21 protein-coding genes and 1 riboswitch are annotated in these 18,300 nt (G+C 45.9%); of the genes, 7 read left to right on the top strand and 14 right to left on the bottom strand.

What is annotated here, in order from left to right:
• The first annotated feature begins 42 nt into the window (after positions 1–42).
• Positions 43–558: a DUF1877 family protein gene (locus QE357_RS13755; protein ID WP_309708404.1), complete on the top strand. Its 516-nt coding sequence runs from the start codon at positions 43–45 to the stop codon at positions 556–558.
• Positions 559–614: 56 nt separating this feature from the next.
• Here the strand turns inward: QE357_RS13755 and QE357_RS13750 are convergent, their stop codons facing one another.
• Complete coding sequence (locus QE357_RS13750) at positions 615–2,135, bottom strand: DUF4394 domain-containing protein (protein ID WP_307143442.1); 1,521 nt, start codon at positions 2,133–2,135, stop codon at positions 615–617.
• A gap of 658 nt (positions 2,136–2,793) precedes the next feature.
• On the opposite strand from QE357_RS13750, the gene QE357_RS13745 reads away from it, so the two are divergent.
• On the top strand, positions 2,794–4,530 hold the full coding sequence (locus tag QE357_RS13745) for an alpha-glucosidase (protein WP_309708400.1): 1,737 nt from the start codon (positions 2,794–2,796) through the stop codon (positions 4,528–4,530).
• On the opposite strand, the gene QE357_RS13740 is transcribed toward QE357_RS13745, so the two are convergent.
• On the bottom strand, positions 4,522–4,716 hold the full coding sequence (locus tag QE357_RS13740; RefSeq protein ID WP_309708398.1) for a hypothetical protein: 195 nt from the start codon (positions 4,714–4,716) through the stop codon (positions 4,522–4,524). The two genes, QE357_RS13745 and QE357_RS13740, sit on opposite strands and share 9 nt — an antisense overlap.
• Before the next feature lie 119 nt (positions 4,717–4,835).
• Between QE357_RS13740 and QE357_RS13735 the strand changes: the two genes are divergently transcribed.
• The gene (locus tag QE357_RS13735) at positions 4,836–5,873 is read left to right on the top strand and encodes a hypothetical protein (protein WP_309708395.1); all 1,038 of its coding nucleotides are present in this window, start codon (positions 4,836–4,838) and stop codon (positions 5,871–5,873) included.
• Here QE357_RS13735 and QE357_RS13730 read toward each other — a convergent pair.
• Complete coding sequence (locus tag QE357_RS13730) at positions 5,845–7,077, bottom strand: glycosyltransferase family 39 protein (protein WP_309708393.1); 1,233 nt, start codon at positions 7,075–7,077, stop codon at positions 5,845–5,847. The two genes, QE357_RS13735 and QE357_RS13730, sit on opposite strands and share 29 nt — an antisense overlap.
• Positions 7,078–7,083: 6 nt before the next feature.
• Entirely contained in the window at positions 7,084–7,929 is an 846-nt protein-coding gene (pyrF, locus tag QE357_RS13725) for an orotidine-5'-phosphate decarboxylase (RefSeq protein ID WP_309708390.1), read from the bottom strand.
• Positions 7,930–8,117: 188 nt separating this feature from the next.
• Between pyrF and rfbC the strand changes: the two genes are divergently transcribed.
• From rfbC to QE357_RS13710, 3 genes are all read left to right on the top strand, one after another.
• On the top strand, positions 8,118–8,687 hold the full coding sequence (gene rfbC / locus QE357_RS13720) for a dTDP-4-dehydrorhamnose 3,5-epimerase (RefSeq protein WP_309708387.1): 570 nt from the start codon (positions 8,118–8,120) through the stop codon (positions 8,685–8,687).
• A 65-nt stretch (positions 8,688–8,752) separates the two neighbouring features.
• Complete coding sequence (locus QE357_RS13715) at positions 8,753–9,274, top strand: hypothetical protein (protein ID WP_309708384.1); 522 nt, start codon at positions 8,753–8,755, stop codon at positions 9,272–9,274.
• A gap of 1 nt (position 9,275) precedes the next feature.
• A complete protein-coding gene (locus tag QE357_RS13710) occupies positions 9,276–9,839 on the top strand; it encodes a thiamine phosphate synthase (protein ID WP_309708381.1) in 564 nt (187 codons plus the stop codon).
• Here QE357_RS13710 and moeB read toward each other — a convergent pair.
• The 7 genes from moeB to thiS are packed head-to-tail and all read right to left on the bottom strand — an operon-like array spanning position 9,828 to position 16,252.
• Entirely contained in the window at positions 9,828–10,889 is a 1,062-nt protein-coding gene (gene moeB, locus QE357_RS13705; protein WP_309708378.1) for a molybdopterin-synthase adenylyltransferase MoeB, read from the bottom strand. The genes QE357_RS13710 and moeB overlap by 12 nt on opposite strands.
• Positions 10,886–12,004 (bottom strand): 2-iminoacetate synthase ThiH, encoded by a 1,119-nt coding sequence (gene thiH / locus QE357_RS13700; RefSeq protein ID WP_309708375.1) that lies wholly within the window; start codon positions 12,002–12,004, stop codon positions 10,886–10,888. Before thiH ends, moeB begins: the two co-directional genes overlap by 4 nt.
• A 24-nt stretch (positions 12,005–12,028) precedes the next feature.
• Positions 12,029–12,799 carry a thiazole synthase gene (locus tag QE357_RS13695; RefSeq protein ID WP_309708373.1) on the bottom strand — a complete coding sequence of 257 codons (771 nt, stop codon included), beginning with the start codon at positions 12,797–12,799 and terminating at the stop codon, positions 12,029–12,031.
• The gene (locus QE357_RS13690) at positions 12,774–13,409 is read right to left on the bottom strand and encodes a thiamine phosphate synthase (RefSeq protein ID WP_309708370.1); all 636 of its coding nucleotides are present in this window, start codon (positions 13,407–13,409) and stop codon (positions 12,774–12,776) included. Before QE357_RS13690 ends, QE357_RS13695 begins: the two co-directional genes overlap by 26 nt.
• A complete protein-coding gene (locus QE357_RS13685; RefSeq protein WP_309708367.1) occupies positions 13,406–14,173 on the bottom strand; it encodes a hydroxymethylpyrimidine/phosphomethylpyrimidine kinase in 768 nt (255 codons plus the stop codon). The genes QE357_RS13690 and QE357_RS13685 overlap by 4 nt, the downstream gene beginning before the upstream one ends.
• Positions 14,170–16,035 carry a phosphomethylpyrimidine synthase ThiC gene (gene thiC, locus QE357_RS13680; protein WP_106635875.1) on the bottom strand — a complete coding sequence of 622 codons (1,866 nt, stop codon included), beginning with the start codon at positions 16,033–16,035 and terminating at the stop codon, positions 14,170–14,172. The genes QE357_RS13685 and thiC overlap by 4 nt, the downstream gene beginning before the upstream one ends.
• A gap of 1 nt (position 16,036) precedes the next feature.
• Positions 16,037–16,252, bottom strand: coding sequence for a sulfur carrier protein ThiS (thiS, locus tag QE357_RS13675; protein WP_232793604.1), 216 nt, complete (start codon positions 16,250–16,252; stop codon positions 16,037–16,039).
• A 91-nt stretch (positions 16,253–16,343) separates the two neighbouring features.
• A riboswitch (TPP riboswitch) is annotated at positions 16,344–16,438 on the bottom strand.
• A 144-nt stretch (positions 16,439–16,582) separates the two neighbouring features.
• Here thiS and QE357_RS13670 point away from each other — a divergent pair.
• Positions 16,583–16,921, top strand: coding sequence for a hypothetical protein (locus QE357_RS13670; protein WP_106635877.1), 339 nt, complete (start codon positions 16,583–16,585; stop codon positions 16,919–16,921).
• 82 nt (positions 16,922–17,003) lie between these two features.
• Here QE357_RS13670 and rplI read toward each other — a convergent pair whose 3' ends face one another.
• The 3 genes from rplI to rpsF all read right to left on the bottom strand — a co-directional run bounded on the left by rplI (position 17,004) and on the right by rpsF (position 18,233).
• The gene (rplI, locus tag QE357_RS13665) at positions 17,004–17,447 is read right to left on the bottom strand and encodes a 50S ribosomal protein L9 (protein WP_307143426.1); all 444 of its coding nucleotides are present in this window, start codon (positions 17,445–17,447) and stop codon (positions 17,004–17,006) included.
• An 87-nt stretch (positions 17,448–17,534) separates the two neighbouring features.
• Positions 17,535–17,786, bottom strand: a complete 252-nt coding sequence (gene rpsR, locus QE357_RS13660) for a 30S ribosomal protein S18 (protein WP_106635878.1) — start codon at positions 17,784–17,786, stop codon at positions 17,535–17,537.
• 84 nt (positions 17,787–17,870) lie between these two features.
• Positions 17,871–18,233, bottom strand: a complete 363-nt coding sequence (gene rpsF / locus QE357_RS13655; protein WP_106635879.1) for a 30S ribosomal protein S6 — start codon at positions 18,231–18,233, stop codon at positions 17,871–17,873.
• Positions 18,234–18,300: the final 67 nt, after the last annotated feature.

Raw genomic sequence — 18,300 nt, 5'->3', positions numbered from 1 at the left:
GTATCAGTTCATCTGATCTGATCGGTTAGTAACCTTATTATTATGAGCATGAATCTCTTTTTGCTTCGCGTCAGTGAAGCACGTTTAAAAGATTATCAGCTTAATGGCAAAGTTAGTGAACGTAATCCATTAGTAGAAGATCTGGATCATGCCAGTACCATTTTTACAAAAGGAGAATTTACGAGCATAAAAAAATCCTGGGAAGGAATTGTGTTTTTGATGACAGGAAAGCCCTTTGAAGAAGCTTTAACCGAGCCATTTACTACGGTCATTACAGGTAGAAAATCCTTGGAAGTAGCATTGCCGACTGCAACAGTTGCCCCACGTTACCTGACGAGCACAGAGGTTATTCGGGCCCATCAGATGTTAAGTTTAATCACGAATGAAATTCTGATGGATCGGTATAATGCAGGAGTAATGAATGATCTGGGTATTTATCCTGGAAACTGGGAAGCACCAGAAGCGAAAAGTTACCTTCTTCGGGGATTCGATCACCTGAAAGATTTTTACGCCGAAGCTGCCACTCAAAAGCAGGCAGTTATTATGTTTTTAGCCTAACAAAAAAGGTACGGCCCAAATGCACCGTACCTTTTTATCTATCAAAAACACAAAACTTAAAAACCAAGTCCTAAGGCAAAGCCGCGGGCAGATTTTAGCGGAGCAGAAACCTGCGTAGCTTTACCCGTTGTCAGATCAACTTTGTAAAGCAGCGTGCTGCCTCCTGACTGAAGAATGGCATAAGCCATACCCGTAGTGCCCCCAATGTCAAACCCATTATTACCTAAAGCGTCCACTCCAGAAGGACCTACAGGAACCAGCGTTCCATCATTAGGAGGAACCTGACGATAGAGTATATCCGTGTTGGTATCGAAGTTGTACAACGTTGTTGCGGTAGCTCCAGCGTAGTTATTAGTATAAGCAGAAGCCGTTACCGAAGGCGTACCAGGATTGATCGTACCATCAACTGTTGCTACCAGCGTAGAAGGTTCAACCCGTAAATTCTGACCCGTGTTACTAATGATTCGAATGCGGTCGGCTACCGGGTTGAAATCAAAACCGAAATCCGTTCCCTGTAAGGCAACACTTAACGCACCAGAACCTACGGGAGCTGCGGCTCCAGAAGACGTATTGATTACGTAAATCCGGCTGTTACTACCCAAAGCATATAACTGGCCCGTCGCTGGGCGGAAGTCGATGCCCAGCACACGTTCACCCGTTTGAAGACCTGTGATGGCTTTAGTTGTCACGGCACTGGCGTTGGCAGGATCAAAAATCAGCAATTCGTTGGTAACTGCATCGATAGAATACGCTACGGGTTGGGGTACTAAAGCAATACCGAGTAATTCACGGTCCAGATCGCCCAGCTTTTTCAGGCTGCCATTGCCCACATCCACCTGGGCAATTTCCCATTTCCCCTCCACTTTTACGGAAGCCAAGGTGAACGAGTTGTCGGGAGAAATATCGAAACCACCCACGGCTTCAACGTTTAAGCCCAGCGAACCCACGGGAACAAGCGTACCATTGTTCGGAGGGTCCTGCTTATACAAACGGTCGGTTACGGGATCAATGTCATACAGCGTGGTCGTGGTAACTCCGGCACGGCTGTTGGTATAAGCAGCAGCCGTAATCGTGGCTCCAGAAACACCGTTAATAGTACCGTCGATGGCCGCTACATCACCCGTCTCAGGGTGTAAACGTAAGTTCTGGCCGGTATTAGTAACCAGGCGAATTCGGTCTACTGTGGGATTGAAATCAAAAGCAACTTCAGTACCGTTAATGGCTGTAGATAAAGCCTTTACTAGCGTGGCTCTTCCCGCTGAACCGTCCGAAGCGAGGTTAATGGTATAAAGCTTGCTGGCATTGGTCACTGCATATAATTGACCCGTTGCCGGACGGAAGTCAATAGCTAATACTTTTTCACCGTCAGGCACTGCCACCTTGAAGGAGCGAAGCGGAGCATTGGGTGACAACGTGCTGATTTGCTGTAACTGGTTGTCGGTAGTTAAACCATAGAAAATCTGGTTGGGAAGTGGTGACGGAGGAGTCCGGTGGTCCATGCATGATTGCAGAGAAACCAAAGCGGCAAGTGTCACTACGGCACCCAACTGGCGGATGCCTCTGTACAGATGTACCATGAAACAGATAAGTTTATAGTGAAAATGAAAAAGGATTAGTAATGACAGCGTAATAAATTCGAACGAATTATTACCATCTGTTAACAGGGTAATAACTAATAATTTTGAATCTGGTTTTAATAAATATCAATTAACCTGATTTATGCAGGGAATTGAAAAGCTAAAGCCTTTAAAATCAGAATAATATCTAAATTGCTAAACAAAAAATATACTTGCCTTAAAGACTTTACCAGGGACATTTATTACCGCAATAGGTAGTCGGATTTCTGGATAATTGGGGGTTAAAAATAAACACGAATGCAGGGGCTGAACGCACTAAACGTACCGATACTCAGGTCATTAGTAAACTCATGCTGGCGACTAAGTTTTCCAGGGCAATCAAGCCGCCGCTTGTTGCTACCTCAAAAGTCATTAGAGCTTCAACCCGTTCTACAAGAGTAATTACATTTATCCTCAGCTGACAGCTTTAACTACTACGGAACTTGCCTTTTGTTCTAGGTTTACTTAGTAGGTTTGAACGGTAAAAATATGGATGAATATACCCATCTGATGTGTTTTTACGGTATTACACGATTTATGACTGTATATTGAAAAGCTGTATGTATATTTTCACTTTAGTGATATTTTTTTGCCTTTTAAATATACAATTACTTGCTGTATGATAAAGAAAACAATTCAACTAGTTACCATAATCTGGATGATGGGAATGCTGCATGCACAGGCTCAAGTGAACAAAAATTACAGTAAACAACGGAAATGGTGGAAAGAAGCGGTTGTCTATCAATTGTACCCCAGGAGTTTTAAGGATTCGGATGGTGATGGGGTCGGTGATTTGAAGGGAATTACCGAAAAACTGGATTACCTGAAAAGTCTAGGCGTTGACGTTGTATGGCTCAATCCCATCTACAGCTCCCCCAATGACGACAATGGCTATGACATCAGCGACTACCGCAACATCATGAAAGAGTTCGGTACCATGAAGGATTTTGATCAGATGTTAGAGGGAATGCATGAGCGTGGCATGCGGCTCGTTATGGACCTGGTCGTCAACCATAGCAGTGATGAGCACGAATGGTTTCGCCAGGCCCGAAGTTCAAGAGACAGCAAATATCGCAATTATTACCACTGGTGGCCGGAGGAAAAAGGTACGCCCCCTTACCGTTACAGCTTGTTTGACGTAAACCACGATGCCTGGAAATACGATACGCTGACCCGTTCCTATTACTTGCATTATTTCTCCCGCAAACAGCCCGATCTCAATTGGAGTAACCCGGATTTAAGAAAAGAGGTGTACGACATCATGAAATTCTGGGCCGATAAGGGGGTGGACGGTTTTCGTATGGATGCCTTTCAGTTCTGTGTGAAGGACACTTCGTTTCCCGTATTTGAAGGACTGAATGCTTCCAACTTCGTCCAGTTCTACGCTATGGTGCCTCCCATACACGATTATCTCCAAGAAATGCATAAGGAGGTGTACGCCAAATACAACTTGATGAGCGTGGCCGAGGGGGCGGGACGAAACATGCAGGACGCCCACGATCTGGTGGATACCCAACGAAAGGAATTGAATATGGCCTACGCATTCGATGCGGTAGACGTGTCTTCCAGTCCCGATTATAGTATGCTGAAGTTGAAGAAAACCTTCACCAAATGGGACAAAGAATTTCAAAATGACGGCTGGCTATCCATATTCATGGGCAACCACGACCAGTCCAGAGTCATTGACCGCATCGGCAATCCTTCGGAGCAATATCGGGAGGCATCCGCCAAGCTGATTTCTACATTTCTGCTCACTATGCGGGGCACGCCTTACATTTACAATGGCGACGAAATTGGTATGACGAATGCCGGATTTAAGGACATTTCGGAATTTAAAGACATCCAGACCATTAATGAATACAAATACCAACAAAGTCAAGGCGGTGACCTAGCGGCGTTCATGCAAAAAAACATTAAATACAGCCGGGACAATTCACGCACGCCTTTTCAGTGGAACGATGAAGACAATGCTGGATTTTCGACCAGCCAGCCCTGGATCAGGGTGGGTAACAGCTATAAGGAAATCAATTTGCAAAACCAGGAAAACAATCCGGAAAGTTGTGTCAATTATTTCAGGCAAATGGTAAAGTTCCGGAAAGACAACAAAGTTTTGGTGTATGGCGACTATACAGTTGTGGATGAAAACAATCCTAATATCTACGCCTATACCCGCATTGAAGGAAATCATAAACTCCTGGTTGTGTTAAACTTCAGCGACGTTACCTCCCAAGTGACCATCCCGAAAGCGATGCGGGTTTCAACCGTAGAAATCAATAACCTACTCACCAAACCGACCATTACAAACAATACCATTGCACTTCTCCCTTGGCAAGCCGTGATTTACAAACTAAACTAGGCAAGCGGGTATTTTTTTTTTAGCAAAGTCTTTGTATGGAATGGCAACCAAACCAGGCATAAAAGGCTTGGTTTGGTTAAAAGCCTGAGCTATGCTCTTACGTTTATTACATTCATTTGTAGCTAAGGTAGGAGCCAATGAGTAGTATACTATTTCTGAATGGTAGTTATTGATGTGGTTTTGCATAGGATTGCTGTTGTAAGTAGTCTATTGAATTAGATAAAAGAATACCTGAAATAAGCCTGAACGAAAGGTGAATTAAAAAAACCTAAGGCTTATTAGTGAGCGAATGATCAACAAAAATCATGAAGGAAGACGTTGTTATTCATAAAAAGAAACCCCTGTTTCCTATTAGTCAGGAGTTGCATAAGTACTTGCATACTTATCAGCGGGAGGCGAAGTTACCTTTGGGTTATGCGGATTTGATGAACTTTCAGGAGTCTATTCCACTGGTTGACAAACACGGAAAAGATACGCTGTGGGAGACACCCATTTATCCTTCGTATGACATTGATCGCATCCATAAGGGACTGAAGAAAATTTATGCGATGCTCAATACCTCGGGTAATCTTCACATTGTCGAACACAAGTACATCGACCGGATTGATTACTGTACGTTCGGTAATACGCATCCGTTTCGGGTTCGGATTGTGAATCGACTCAATGATGTTTATGATTATTTCTACGTCAAAAAGGCGGATGCCTCCCGGATTTACGGACTGGAACTGGAACATACGTTATCGCCCAATGACGTTAATTACCTGGTTGATCATACGACTCTCGTAGAAGAGCACATTGCGGGAATTCCCGGTGATGTATTCCCACAGAAATACATGCTCAAAATTGAGTATAACCCGATTCGAATTGCGAAGGAGTTTGTGAAGTTTAACGAACGCTGCCTGATTATGCTTTTGGGCGATATGCGTTCGTATAATTTCGTTTGGCAAATCACGCCCGATTTTGATGATTTTCAGTTTCGTATTCGTTGCATCGACTTTGACCAGCAGTTTTACGAAGGGAATCGGCGGGTGTATATGCCACAGTTTTTCAAGGAAAACTATCCTTACGTAAAGCTCGCGATGGAGCACCTTACCGACAAAACCGTCTGGCAGTACCAACAGGAAGAACGCTCCATGTTAATCCACCGCATACGAAGCGAAAGGTATCGATTGGCTCATCTACGCGATGTGGCCAATCGTCATCCCTTATCGACAGAGGCTAATATTGTGGAGCTAAAAAAGGGACTGGCGGATCATTACAAAAACAAGCTGTATCTGAAATGTAACAGCATGGTTGATATTGTAGAGCTCAATATTAAGAACGTGATTCGGCAGGTATTGTAGGTTTTTTAACGAAGAGAAAAGCGATGTAAAGCATTATGAAGGGCATGGCCGGAATCATGTATCGCAGCAGAGGAATAATGATAAGGGTAGTGCCCCAGTAATACAAAATCAGAAGCAGGGGAATGAAGAAAAACCAGGAAAAATAACGACGGGAGAAGCTTCGAATTATTCCTGCGGTGGCCGGAATCAGGTACAGAAACTGAAGAATCATCACTGATTTTTCATTCGGGTTATCCCAGAGGCCGTACCAGCTTCTCAAAAGTTTATACCCCAGTAACTGCAACAAAACCAGCGGTTGAGCTTCCGTTACTTTCTGGAAAAGAGAAGGTAAGGTAGGGGGATCAGAGGCAACTTTGTCCATGAAATCATACAAGTCTTTCGGAACCGAAATAGGCGAGCCGTGATACGCTCTATGCCCGAAAATTAAGCCTTCGTAAATGGCAAGAACGGATTTTCCCTGCACCATGATCCACTCGTGATTGTAATGATAGACATACAATTCCCAGGGTAATACGGTTAGACAAAATCCTGAAAGCCAAAGAGCTATGGCTGTTCCGAGAGAATGACGTCTGTTGACCTGCGGGTAGTTGTACCAAAGTACATAAATCACTAAAATGACAGCCAGATAGAGGGTGATCGGACGAAGCAGGCAGGAAATCCCTAACCAAAATCCGCCGATAGCCATTTGCGTTACCTGACCTTTTCTTAGATAAGTCAGGTAGTGGCTCAGGGCTGCGAGAAAGGTCAGCAGAAAAGGAATTTCGCTGTTAGGTTGCGTATACAGAAGGAGCTGAATGGGATAAGTCGCCCAGAGCAACGTTGCGATTTCAGCGGATACTTCTGGAAGAAAGTGACGGGCAATTTTTCGAAAATAAAGTAAGGAGAAAGCCCCTATCAGCAAATCGATGCCAATAACCGTTAGGGTACGTTCTAGCGAAAAAACATCCGCCAGAGCGTGAATTAACATGAGAAAGATTGGATAACCCGGAGGAAAAAAAGTAAAAGCCTGTCCCTGATCCAGGTACCCTTGCCCGCTGGCTAATACGTCAGCCATGCGGGCGTAAGTAATGTAATCGGGTGGGATGGGGCGTTTGCCCCACCACATGACAACGGTAAGTAACTCAATACCAGTAACAAAGAGAAACCAGAAACGGCGTTTTTGTTTTTCCGTTTGCTGGCTCCATTGTTTGAGTAAAGACCCCAACGTTTTCTAGTTAAGATATTCGTTTAGATACTTCGCCATTTCCTGCTGTACCAGACGAGCTTCGACGGCGGCCCGTTCAGCGAAGTCCGTACCTGAGGAGGCGTAAATAATGGCACGCGAGGAATTAACGAGCAGTCCGCACTGACGATTCATGCCGTACTTGGAAACCTCTTCCAGGCTGCCACCCTGAGCACCAACGCCGGGAACTAGCAGAAAATGCTCGGGTACTAATTCACGAATTCGCTGTAATTGATTAGCCTGGGTTGCCCCTACGACATACATCAACTGATCGCGGTTACCCCAGTTCTGGGAAGTCATCAAAACTTGTTCAAACAATGCTCTGGAATGAATTGCTTCGGCGTTTTTAACTTCCAGACGCTGGAAATCGCTGCTTCCGGCATTTGAAGTTAAGGCCAGCAGAATGACCCATTTGCCCGGAAAATTCAGAAAGGGCTTTACGGAATCTTCTCCCATGTAAGGAGCTACCGTTACGGAATCGAAATCCAGCCCCGATGCTTCTTTATCGAAAAACGCACGGGCATACAGTCCAGACGTATTTCCAATGTCTCCGCGTTTGGCATCGGCAATGGTAAAACATTCTTTGGGAATAATTTCCAGCGTTTTCTGCAAGCTCTCCCAGCCCCGAGGTCCCATGGCTTCGTAGAAAGCCAGATTGGGCTTATACGCAACAGCGTAGTGATGCGTCGCTTCAATAATGGCCCGGTTGAATGCAAAAATCGGATCCGACTCCGAGCGTAGGTGAGCCGGGATTTTTTGAATATCGGTATCTAAGCCTACGCACAAGTAAGAAGATTTAGATTTGATCTGGGCAAAAAGTTCGGAACGAGTCACGGGTAGTAGGGATAGTTAAATCGAAAGTTCAGTTAGGAAACCAGAGATATCGAGCTGGAACGGATGAATAATGAAAGCTAAAAAATAAACTTTCATCAACAAAAACCGATGGAGCATGAGGAAATCCCTATTTTTGTCCAGCAAAATTGTCTCGCTATTCTTTAACACGCAACCCTTTTATACTTTGCATGGAATTTCGTCCTGGCCAGCTAACCGGATTGGTTGAGTTATTTCCCCGAATTTTTGAAGATGAACGCGGCTTTTTTTGGGAGTCGTTCAATGAACCAGTTTTTCAACAGGCGGGCCTTCCTTCAGCCAGCCAATTTGTACAAGATAACCATTCTTGGTCTAAAAAAGGCGTTTTGCGTGGTCTTCACTGTCAGCATGAACCTTATGCTCAGGGTAAATTAGTGCGTTGTACGCAGGGGAAAGTGCTGGATGTTGTAGTTGACATTCGTCCGAATTCTCCAACGTTTGGACAGCACGAAAAATTTTTACTGGATTCGGCTGTTGGTAACATGCTTTGGGTTCCCGGCGGCTTTGCTCATGGGTTTATCGCTTTGGAAGAGGCGACGTTCATGTACAAGTGCACTAACCTCTATAACAAAGCAGCCGAATCAGGTTTGTTATGGAACGATCCCGAATTAGGCATTGACTGGGAATTTGAGAAATACGGCATCGAAGCCCCAATTGTTTCAGCCAAAGATCAGATTTTGCCTACCTGGAAAGAATTTCAGGAATCTTTAGCAGCGAAATAAGCTTCAAACCATACGTGAAAAGCCCGGCTTGTGTACCTGACAAGTCGGGCTTTTGTGTATAAAATATGGAATCGACGGCGATAGCAATAGCGGCGGTATTAAAAAAGTACCGTTTGCCCGCCTTATGGAATTACGCCCTGGCGACCCTTGAAATAAGTACGAAAGGGGGGGGCACTAGGGGCTTGCAATGGCGTAACTTCCCAAACCAGATGAAAGCGGCGGTTATTACCGAGTCGCTGACTCATGACCAATTAAAAGTAGTTTTATTACCCATCGTCCTCAAAGAACAAGATCCGATCCCGCACGCAGGAACGTATAGCTTTTCTGAAGAACAGGTTTTAAATTATCTGGAGGAAACGGGCGATGATAACCCTATTCATACAGGGAATCTGGCGATTGTACCGGGATTATTATTGCTTTCTTTTCTGGAAAAGAAAATCCTGCAGAAGCCTTTACAATCCGTTTCAGTTCGTTTTTATGAGGCTCTTTTAGTGAACGAAAATTTTGACGTAGAGCAACGAACTACGAGCGAATGGCGGGTAACGAAAGGATCGAAACAGATACTACTTACGTTGAAATTTAGCTGATATGGATTCTTTTTTATGCGTAGCCATCACTCCCGATTCAGTGACAGATCAGAACATAATTGAAGAATTGTGGGCGGAGGGGCTGGATTACCTGTATTGGCGAAAAACGGATGTACTAACGCAGCCACCGCCGATTCATCACCCGAATAAAATTCTACTGGCTTCTTCACAGCCAACGAGTTACCTCTGGCATTTGAAAGAAAAAGATCAACAGGTATTACCTGTAAATCAGCGGGCTTTTTCTACCAGCATTCATCAATTATCTGACTGGCCGTTGTGGACTAATAAAGTGGATCTGGTTTTTTACAGTCCCGTTTTCGAGAGTATCAGCAAACCCGGGTATGGACCGGTTCTTTCCTTAACGACAATTGAATATCAACTGAAAAAGCTTCGTTCCGAAGGTGAAAACCTGCCTAAGATTGTTGCTTTAGGAGGCGTTCATCAAGGTAATATCGCCGCCGTCCAACAGTCAGGATTTGATGGAGCCGCCTTGATGGGAAGTTTATGGAACAATGAAAATCCAGCGAATGCTTTGCGAGAATTACGTCAACAATTAAAGCTGTAATTGTCGAATGGCATGTAGTCCTCCACTGAGATGATGCACTTGGGTAAAGCCCTTTTCTTGTAATAACTGAACCGCTTTTTTGCTGCGTATTCCAGACTGGCAATGCACAATAATCGTTTGGTGAGCAGGAAGTTCGTGGTAACGAACCGCAAGTTCGGCTAGTGGAATTAACGCTCCTCCCAGATTATCCCGTTCGTATTCTTCTGCTTCGCGAACATCCAGTAAAAAAGGTTTATCATCCTGATTCATCCATTGCCAGAATTCTGAAACGGTTAATTCTGAAATAACTGCTTCGCAAGTTTGGGAAGCGTCTTGTAATGCAGTAATCCGAAGATTTTCAGGATTTAACTCGAATGAAAACGTTGAAAAACTGAACTGTAAGGTATTAAAACAGAGCAACGTGCCGCTTAAAGGTTCGCCTATATTCGTGATCAACTTAATGACTTCATTCGCCATTAGGCAGCCCGTGATACCCGGTAATACCCCCAGCACACCCACCACGCTACAGGCTTCAAGTTCGCTGGGTTCGGGGTATAGGCAGCGATACGTAGGGCCGCCCCGGTAATTAAACACACTGACTTGTCCTTCAAATTTAAAAATGGAGCCAAAAACCAGCGGGTTATTCAACAGGACACAGGCATCATTAACCAGGTAACGCGTCGCAAAATTGTCCGAACCATCGACGATAATATCATAGTTTCCGAGGAGGGTTAATGCATTCGCTGCGTTTAGAAATACGGGATGAGCAATCACCTCAATATGTGGATTCTGCTGACGTAATACATGAGCCGCCGTCTCAGCTTTTGACTGACCGATGTGTTCGGGTGAGAAAAGAATCTGACGTTGCAGGTTGCTCAGGGAAACCGTATCTCCATCAATAATCCCAATCGTGCCCACGCCCACGGCTGTTAAATACTGTAAAACAGGACAGCCTAAACCGCCCGCCCCTATAACCGCGACGTGGGCTTGTTTGAGTAGTTTTTGTCCTTGTAACCCAATCTCGGGCAGGCGGATGTGGCGATTGTATCGTTCTAATTCTTCCTGATTCATACGAATGAAGGGTCCCAGTCTTTCCAGACAGGTACGTACCCCTGATTTAAAATGACGGATGAAATCTGAGCGGGGGTACGTTCATCGGAGATTTCAAACTGCTCCAGCGATTCAGGTTCGACAACGTATCCACCGGGGTTCGTTTTCGATCCGGCACTCATGTGTGTAATGCCCAGCTTGACCAGGTGATCCCGAAAACGTGGTGTTTCGCGGGTTGACAACGATAACTCGACGTCTTCATTGAATAAGCGATAGGCACAGATTAACTGCACCAGTTCCTTGTCGCTCATGCAGGATTTAAACGTCTGAAAATGATCCGTCAACTGGATGGGACGGAGGCGGGGAAAAGAAATACTATACTTACTCTGCCAGTACGTTTTTTCGAGGTATTGTAAATGCAAAGCGGTAAAAAAACTATCCGTCCGCCAGTCTTCAAGGCCTAGTAATGCTCCCAGGCCAATCTTGTGAATTCCCGCCTGGCCCAACCGGTCGGGAGTTGCAAGCCGATAATGAAAGTTAGACTTTTTGCCTTTAGGATGGTGCGTTTTATACGTCTCCTCATGATACGTTTCCTGGTAAACCAGAACCGTGTGCAGCCCTTCGACTATTAACTCCTGATATTCTTCAAGATCAAGTGGCTGAACTTCCATCGAAATATTAGCAAAATGGGGCCGCAATAAACGGATGGCATTTTTAAGGTAGGGAACTCCAACCGCCTGATTAGCTTCGCCCGTTACCAGAAGCACATGCTCATAGCCCAGCTCTTTGATGGCTGCGGCTTCCCGTAGAATCTCCTCGTCCGTCAGCGTTTTGCGGCGGATTTTATTATCCAGACTAAAGGCACAATAGGTGCAGATGTTCTGACACTCGTTGGACAAATACAAGGGAGCATAAAGCTGAATGGTTTTGCCAAAACGCTTCTGGGTTAGCTGATGACTGAGCTGAGCCATCGGTTCCAGGTAGGCCAGAGCCGCCGGAGAAATCAGGGCTTTAAAATCCTCAACCGAACGTTTCTTAGCGGCTAAGGCTTGCTCCACGCGTCTCGGTGTCGTATCCTGAATTTCCTGAGTAACCGTATCCCAGTGATAATGATCAAACCAGGTTTTAAACATCATATTTCAATCGTTTAGAGCGTGGTTCTACAATTCATCCAGAAAAGCCGTTAGAGGACTGCTGGCATGAGCATAGACAGAAGTCGAGGCCAGTCGGGCTTCATAAGCCGTGCGTCCGGCTTCTACGGCCATTCTGAAAGCCTGAGCCATTCGCACGGGCTGTTCGGAGACGGCAATGGCCGTATTCACCAGTACAGCATCGGCACCCAATTCCATGGCGGCGGCAGCGTGGGAGGGAGCTCCCAAACCCGCATCCACTACCACCGGAACGTTGCTTTGTTCGATAATGATTTCCAGAAAATCGAGTGTGCGTAAGCCTTTATTGGTTCCGATGGGAGCCCCCAAAGGCATAACTGCGGCGACGCCTGCTTCTTCCAGCCGCTTGCATAAAACCGGGTCGGCGTGGATGTAAGGTAAGACGACAAAACCCAGCTTTACCAGTTCTTCGGCAGCCTTTAACGTTTCGATGGGGTCGGGTAATAAATATTTAGGATCGGGATGGATTTCCAGCTTTAACCAATTCGTTTCCAGAGCTTCACGAGCCATTTGAGCCGCGAAAACGGCTTCCCTTGCTGTGCGAACGCCGGAAGTGTTGGGCAACAAATGAGCATCGGGCAGGTGGGTTAACATTTCATCTTCAGCGTTACCCGCATCTACCCGTTTCAGAGCCACGGTAACCAGTTCTGTACCCGAGGCCGCCAGTGCTTCCTGCATGAGTTGAACCGAACCGAATTTTCCCGTTCCGGTAAAAAGCCGGGATTGAAACGTACGATCAGCGATAATCAGGGGTTGATTCATGAGATAGGCAACTTTGGATGAATAATCGGGTTTGTTCAGCAGGATTGGCAGCCTGAGTAATCGCCGAAGAAACAGCAATTCCATAAAGGCCCGTGTCCAGCAAGGCAGGAACGTCTGCCAGGGTAATCCCTCCGATGGCAATGACGGGGATGGTAATGGAACGCTGCTGCAACGCTTTCATAAGAGACTCATACCCAGCTAATCCAAGAATGGGACTTAGTTTTTCTTTGGTCTTTGTAAACCGGAAAGGTCCCAGACCAATGTAGTTGGCTCCCGCCTCGGCATGCATCAGAATATCTTCCAGCGTATTGGCTGTTCCGCCGATAATGATTTCCGTACCTAGTAATTGACGGGCTTCGGTAAGGGGCATATCCTCTTTGCCCAAATGCAATCCGTCAGAGCCAATTTCACCCGCCAGATGAGTATTATCGTTAATAATCAACCGGGATTGATGGGAATGGCAAACGGCCTGGGTTTCCAGAGCAATTGCTTTCCAATCTTCGTAACGTTTATTTTTCAGCCGAAGCTGAATCCAGTTCGCCCCCGCCGAACAGGCTTGCTCGGCCTGTTCGGGAGTGGTGACGATGTAATGTAATCGGCTTATAGTCATACGATTGTCTCGTGAAAACCTAATAAATAAGGCGTGCTGGCGAGGTAGCGATTCATGTATAATCGTGCTCTGGCACTGGCTTCTTTTTGCGAAAACCCTTTGGCTAAACCAGTTGCCAGAACCGCTGACAGGACACAACCGCTGCCGTGTTTCTCGCCGTTTGGAATAAAAGGAGCGGGATACGCGATTACCGTTTGATGGGTGTCAAATAGGTAATCGGTCACCTGCCCATTTTCGGAAGAACTATGCCCGCCTTTCAGGTAAACGTTACAGTAATTGCTCAAGGTTTGAGCCGCTTTCTGAGGGCTCTGTTCTCCAGTAATCTGCTGTATTTCGGGAATGTTGGGTGTAATTACCGTCAGCTTTTGCAGAATGGGTACCAGCTCATTCAGTGTTAACCGATGAAAATCAAATCCCGCCGAAGCCTTCAAAATGGGATCCCAGAGGAGGATAATCTTTGGGTTTTGAAGGACTAACCAATCCAGCAGTCCCGACAGAACCGACATCGATTCGATTAATCCAATCTTTACCACCTGAATCGGATAGCGTTCAAAAAGCGGCTCACATTGAGCAATGATTTCTTCCAGACTAACCCAATGAACCTTCCGAAACGAAGCATCGTGCTGAATCGTGAGAGCCGTAGCAACTGCGAGACCATAGGTTTGCTGAGCTTCAAAAACCTTGACATCCGCCAGAATTCCGGCCCCGGCACTGGGATCGAGCCCGGCTATGCTTAATACGTAAGGTCGTTCGGTCTGGATCATAAGTAAATTTCGCCGCCCTGCTGAACGAACTCTTCAGATTTGATCTTCATGGCTTTATCGAAAACCTCTTCCCCTTCAATCTCGTGCTGTTCGGCGAAGGCCCGTACTTCCTGCGTAATCTTCATTGAGCAGAAATGGGGTCCGCACATGGAGCAGAAGTGGGCGAGTTTAGCTCCTTCGGCGGGAAGCGTTTCATCGTGGAATTCGCGAGCAGTATCGGGGTCCAGTGAAAGATTGAACTGATCTTCCCAGCGGAACTCAAAGCGAGCTTTACTCAAGGCATTGTCCCGGTATTGAGCCCCCGGATGGCCCTTGGCTAAGTCGGCGGCGTGAGCGGCAATTTTATAGGTAATCACCCCATCTTTCACGTCCTTTTTATTGGGTAAGCCCAGGTGTTCTTTGGGGGTTACGTAACACAGCATGGCCGTACCAAACCAGCCAATCATGGCAGCACCAATACCCGAGGTAATGTGGTCATAACCCGGAGCAATATCCGTTGTCAGCGGGCCGAGGGTATAGAAAGGAGCTTCGTGACAATGTTCCAATTGTTTGTCCATGTTCTCTTTGATGAGATGCATGGGCACGTGACCAGGACCTTCAATCATCACCTGAACGTCGTGTTTCCAGGCAATTTTGGTTAATTCCCCGAGGGTTTCCAGTTCAGCAAACTGAGCCGCATCATTAGCATCGGCAATCGAACCGGGCCGTAAGCCGTCGCCGAGCGAAAAGCAAACGTCATACGCCTTCATAATCTCGCAGATTTCTTCAAAATGCGTGTAGAGAAAATTCTCTTTGTGGTGAGCCAGACACCATTTCGCCAGAATACTACCCCCACGGGATACAATACCCGTTACTCGCTTGGCAGTCAGGGGAATGTAGCGAAGTAATACACCCGCATGAATGGTAAAGTAATCCACGCCTTGCTCGGCTTGCTCGATGAGTGTATCCCGGAAAATCTCCCAGGTAAGGTCTTCAGCCTTTCCATTTACTTTTTCCAGAGCCTGATAAATGGGAACCGTTCCCACGGGTACGGGGCAGTTGCGAATAATCCATTCGCGGGTTTCGTGAATATTTTTTCCCGTCGATAAGTCCATGAGCGTATCACCACCCCACCGACAACTCCAGACTGCTTTTTCTACTTCTTCTTCAATGCTGGAGCTAACTACGGAGTTACCAATGTTGGTATTAATCTTCACCAGAAAATTGCGGCCAATAATCATCGGTTCGCTTTCCGGGTGGTTAATGTTGGACGGGATAACCGCCCGTCCGGCAGCAACTTCCTGACGGACAAATTCGGGAGTAATGAACTTTTGTGGCGTATTCGCTCCGAAACTGTTGCCCGGATGCTGGTGCTTCAGAGAGGCTTCCTGCTGTTCAATTCGCTGGTTTTCCCGAATGGCGATGTATTCCATTTCGGGAGTAATGATTCCCTGTTTGGCATAATGTAACTGGCTGACATTTAGCCCTTTTTTAGCCTTTAAAGGTAATCGGATATGCTCAAAACGCAGAGCATCCAGGCTACGGTTCGCTAATCGTTCGTTGCAGTATGCTGAAGAAAAAGAATCCAGTTGTTCAACGTCGGCCCGATCCTTAATCCATGCTTCCCGAAGTCGGGGTAGACCTTTTTGTAAATCAATAGTAGCATTGGGATCGGTGTATGGGCCGCTGGTATCATAGACCGTAACGGGAGCATTGGGTTGTCGGCTTTCTTTGCCGTTGAAATTCGTAACCGTATCCGAAAGGGTGATTTCCCGCATGGCTACCTGAATGTTATGCAGCGTACCGGGAACATAGACTTTCCGTGAACCTGTCAGTGGAGCACGGGTAATGGTTTGGGGCGATGGCAGTTTTTCGTTTTTCATGTTAACCTCCCTGAGTGGCTTGAAGAATGGTGATTTTCTCGTTCTCGGATACGATAAAATGTTCCCAGGCAAGACGGGGAACAATGGCATTGTTAACGGCAACGGCAATGCCTTTTTTTTCGGCGAGGGCCAGTTGCGTCAACAGCGAACGCAGAGACGTAGCCTCTGGCGTAAGAACGGCTTGGTTGTTGACAAATACGGTCATAATGCGTTTCATGTCGCATGAAAGCACAAGCCCAGGGGAGACAGAAAATTTGCGAGGAGAGCAACGAAAACACCCGTGCATACGGACGTGTTTCCAGAAAGAATGTAAGATCCTCACTTTTCCCTACGCAGGTCCTAACCTGGTCAGGTTCAAAGGGTATGTCTCAGCCCAATTCAACGGGCACCCCTAAAGTTTGGCTTTTCAGCGAGGCAAAGGTAGAAAGACTTATTAGCTTTCAAAGAATGAACGTAATTTTTTAACTAAAAAGGCCAGGTGTGTCTAGGGCTTAGCAATGCTACGGCCAGCGTGGTTCGATTAGTTTTTACTGGTAGTAATTAGGTTATGGGAAGCCGAGAAGATTTGAGATGGAAGGGGAGAAATGCTGCCAGCGGAAAAGCTGGCAGCGGCAACCGAGATGAAAGTGGGTTAAAAGCGGGCCGGATTACGTTGCTTAAAATGTCGCTGCCAGCTTTTTCGCTGGCAGCCAATAAGTCAATAGGAAGCCGAGAAGCTTTGGAATGGAAGGGGAGAAATGCTGCCAGCAGAAGAGCTGGCAGCGGCAACCGAGATGAAAGTGGGTTAAAAGCGGGCCGGACTACGTTGCTTAAAATGTCGCTGCCAGCTTTTTCGCTGGCAGCAATAAGTCATAGGAAGCCAAGAAAATCTGGAATGAAAGTATAAAAATACTGCCGGTAAAAATATAACGCAGAAAGCCCCCACCAGTATAAACCAGTGGGGGCTTTCATATATGAAGAGCTAAAGCTTATTCGCCTACGATAACGAAAGCTACTTTGTGCTTCACTTCTTTGTGAAGATCAAGCGTAGCAGAGTAATCGCCGAGTGACTTAACTTCAGAGTCAAGCGTGATTTTCTTACGATCTACTTCAAAACCTTTTGCTTTCAGAGCGTCAGAGATTTGAGTGTTCGTTACACGACCGAAGATACGTCCGCTTTCACCTACTTTAGCAGGAATTTCCAGCGTCAGATCACCGATAGAAGCTGCTAATTCTTCAGCATCTTTTTTCAGTTTCTCGGCTTTGTGAGCAGCTTGCTTAATGTTTTCAGCAAGGATTTTTTTGTTGGCTTCGCTGGCCATTACCGCGAATCCTTGGGGAATGAGGTAGTTACGACCGTAGCCAGCTTTCACTGCTACTAAATCGTTCTTATAACCCAATCCCGCGATATCGGTTTTGAGAATAACTTCCATTTCTTTAAATTAAATGAGTTTTATGAGTTTCCAGTTTTCGGTTGTCCGTGGTCAGTTTTTCTGAAAACTGTAGACAGACAACGGCAACTACTTCAGAGAATCGCCAACGTATGGTAATAACCCAATGTGACGGGCACGCTTCACAGCCTGAGCTACTTTGCGTTGGTTCTTCAGCGTAGTACCAGTAATACGACGGGGAAGAATCTTGCCTTGCTCATTCAATAACTTGAGAAGGAAGTTAGGATCCTTGTAATCAATGTATTTAATGCCGGCTTTCTTGAAGCGGTCATATTTTTTGCGGTTCTGGTTTTTATCCAGAGGTTCGTTTTGTAATGACATGGTCGTGAAATGATTTTAGTTGATGGTTATTAGTTGATAGTTGTTAGATCAAACAACCAGCAACGAATAACTACTAACGATTAACTATTCAGCGGAAGCTTCTTGTTTCTTACCTACCAGACCTTTACGCTTGCGTTCGTTGTAAGCAATCGCGTGTTTGTCCAGAGAGATAGTAAGGAAACGCATCACTCGCTCATCACGACGGTATTCTGTTTCGAGAGTAGCGATTACGTCTGGGTTCGCTTTGAATTCTACCAGGAAATAAAAGCCAGTTCCTTTTCCTTGAATAGGGTAAGCCAGTTTTTTCAGGCCCCAAGACTCTTCGTGGATCAGTTCTGAACCGTTATCCGTAAGAATTTTTTTGAATTTGTCGACAGCATCCTTCGTCTGGACGTCAGACAAAACGGGAGTAAGGATGAATACTGTCTCGTACTGTTTTTGTGACATGTGTTAGTACGGAAAATGTGAAAAAATTAATATTAATCGAAAATCGAGCCGCAAAAGTACATACTTT

Origin of the sequence: Siphonobacter sp. SORGH_AS_0500, from assembly GCF_031453245.1 — a bacterium.
Taxonomy (GTDB): domain Bacteria; phylum Bacteroidota; class Bacteroidia; order Cytophagales; family Spirosomataceae; genus Siphonobacter.
Note: the sequence above shows the minus strand (reverse complement) of the source record. Positions and strands in the feature narration are given on the sequence as shown.

Coding starts and splice junctions, on each gene's coding strand:
- QE357_RS13755 (WP_309708404.1), top strand. CDS start 43: ATGAGCATGAATCTCTTTTTGCTTCGCGTCAGTGAAGCACGTTTAAAA.
- QE357_RS13750 (WP_307143442.1), bottom strand. CDS start 2,135: ATGGTACATCTGTACAGAGGCATCCGCCAGTTGGGTGCCGTAGTGACA.
- QE357_RS13745 (WP_309708400.1), top strand. CDS start 2,794: ATGATAAAGAAAACAATTCAACTAGTTACCATAATCTGGATGATGGGA.
- QE357_RS13740 (WP_309708398.1), bottom strand. CDS start 4,716: ATGCAAAACCACATCAATAACTACCATTCAGAAATAGTATACTACTCA.
- QE357_RS13735 (WP_309708395.1), top strand. CDS start 4,836: ATGAAGGAAGACGTTGTTATTCATAAAAAGAAACCCCTGTTTCCTATT.
- rfbC (WP_309708387.1), top strand. CDS start 8,118: ATGGAATTTCGTCCTGGCCAGCTAACCGGATTGGTTGAGTTATTTCCC.
- QE357_RS13715 (WP_309708384.1), top strand. CDS start 8,753: ATGGAATCGACGGCGATAGCAATAGCGGCGGTATTAAAAAAGTACCGT.
- QE357_RS13710 (WP_309708381.1), top strand. CDS start 9,276: ATGGATTCTTTTTTATGCGTAGCCATCACTCCCGATTCAGTGACAGAT.
- moeB (WP_309708378.1), bottom strand. CDS start 10,889: ATGAATCAGGAAGAATTAGAACGATACAATCGCCACATCCGCCTGCCC.
- thiH (WP_309708375.1), bottom strand. CDS start 12,004: ATGATGTTTAAAACCTGGTTTGATCATTATCACTGGGATACGGTTACT.
- QE357_RS13695 (WP_309708373.1), bottom strand. CDS start 12,799: ATGAATCAACCCCTGATTATCGCTGATCGTACGTTTCAATCCCGGCTT.
- QE357_RS13690 (WP_309708370.1), bottom strand. CDS start 13,409: ATGACTATAAGCCGATTACATTACATCGTCACCACTCCCGAACAGGCC.
- QE357_RS13685 (WP_309708367.1), bottom strand. CDS start 14,173: ATGATCCAGACCGAACGACCTTACGTATTAAGCATAGCCGGGCTCGAT.
- thiC (WP_106635875.1), bottom strand. CDS start 16,035: ATGAAAAACGAAAAACTGCCATCGCCCCAAACCATTACCCGTGCTCCA.
- thiS (WP_232793604.1), bottom strand. CDS start 16,252: ATGAAACGCATTATGACCGTATTTGTCAACAACCAAGCCGTTCTTACG.
- QE357_RS13670 (WP_106635877.1), top strand. CDS start 16,583: ATGGGAAGCCGAGAAGATTTGAGATGGAAGGGGAGAAATGCTGCCAGC.
- rplI (WP_307143426.1), bottom strand. CDS start 17,447: ATGGAAGTTATTCTCAAAACCGATATCGCGGGATTGGGTTATAAGAAC.
- rpsR (WP_106635878.1), bottom strand. CDS start 17,786: ATGTCATTACAAAACGAACCTCTGGATAAAAACCAGAACCGCAAAAAA.
- rpsF (WP_106635879.1), bottom strand. CDS start 18,233: ATGTCACAAAAACAGTACGAGACAGTATTCATCCTTACTCCCGTTTTG.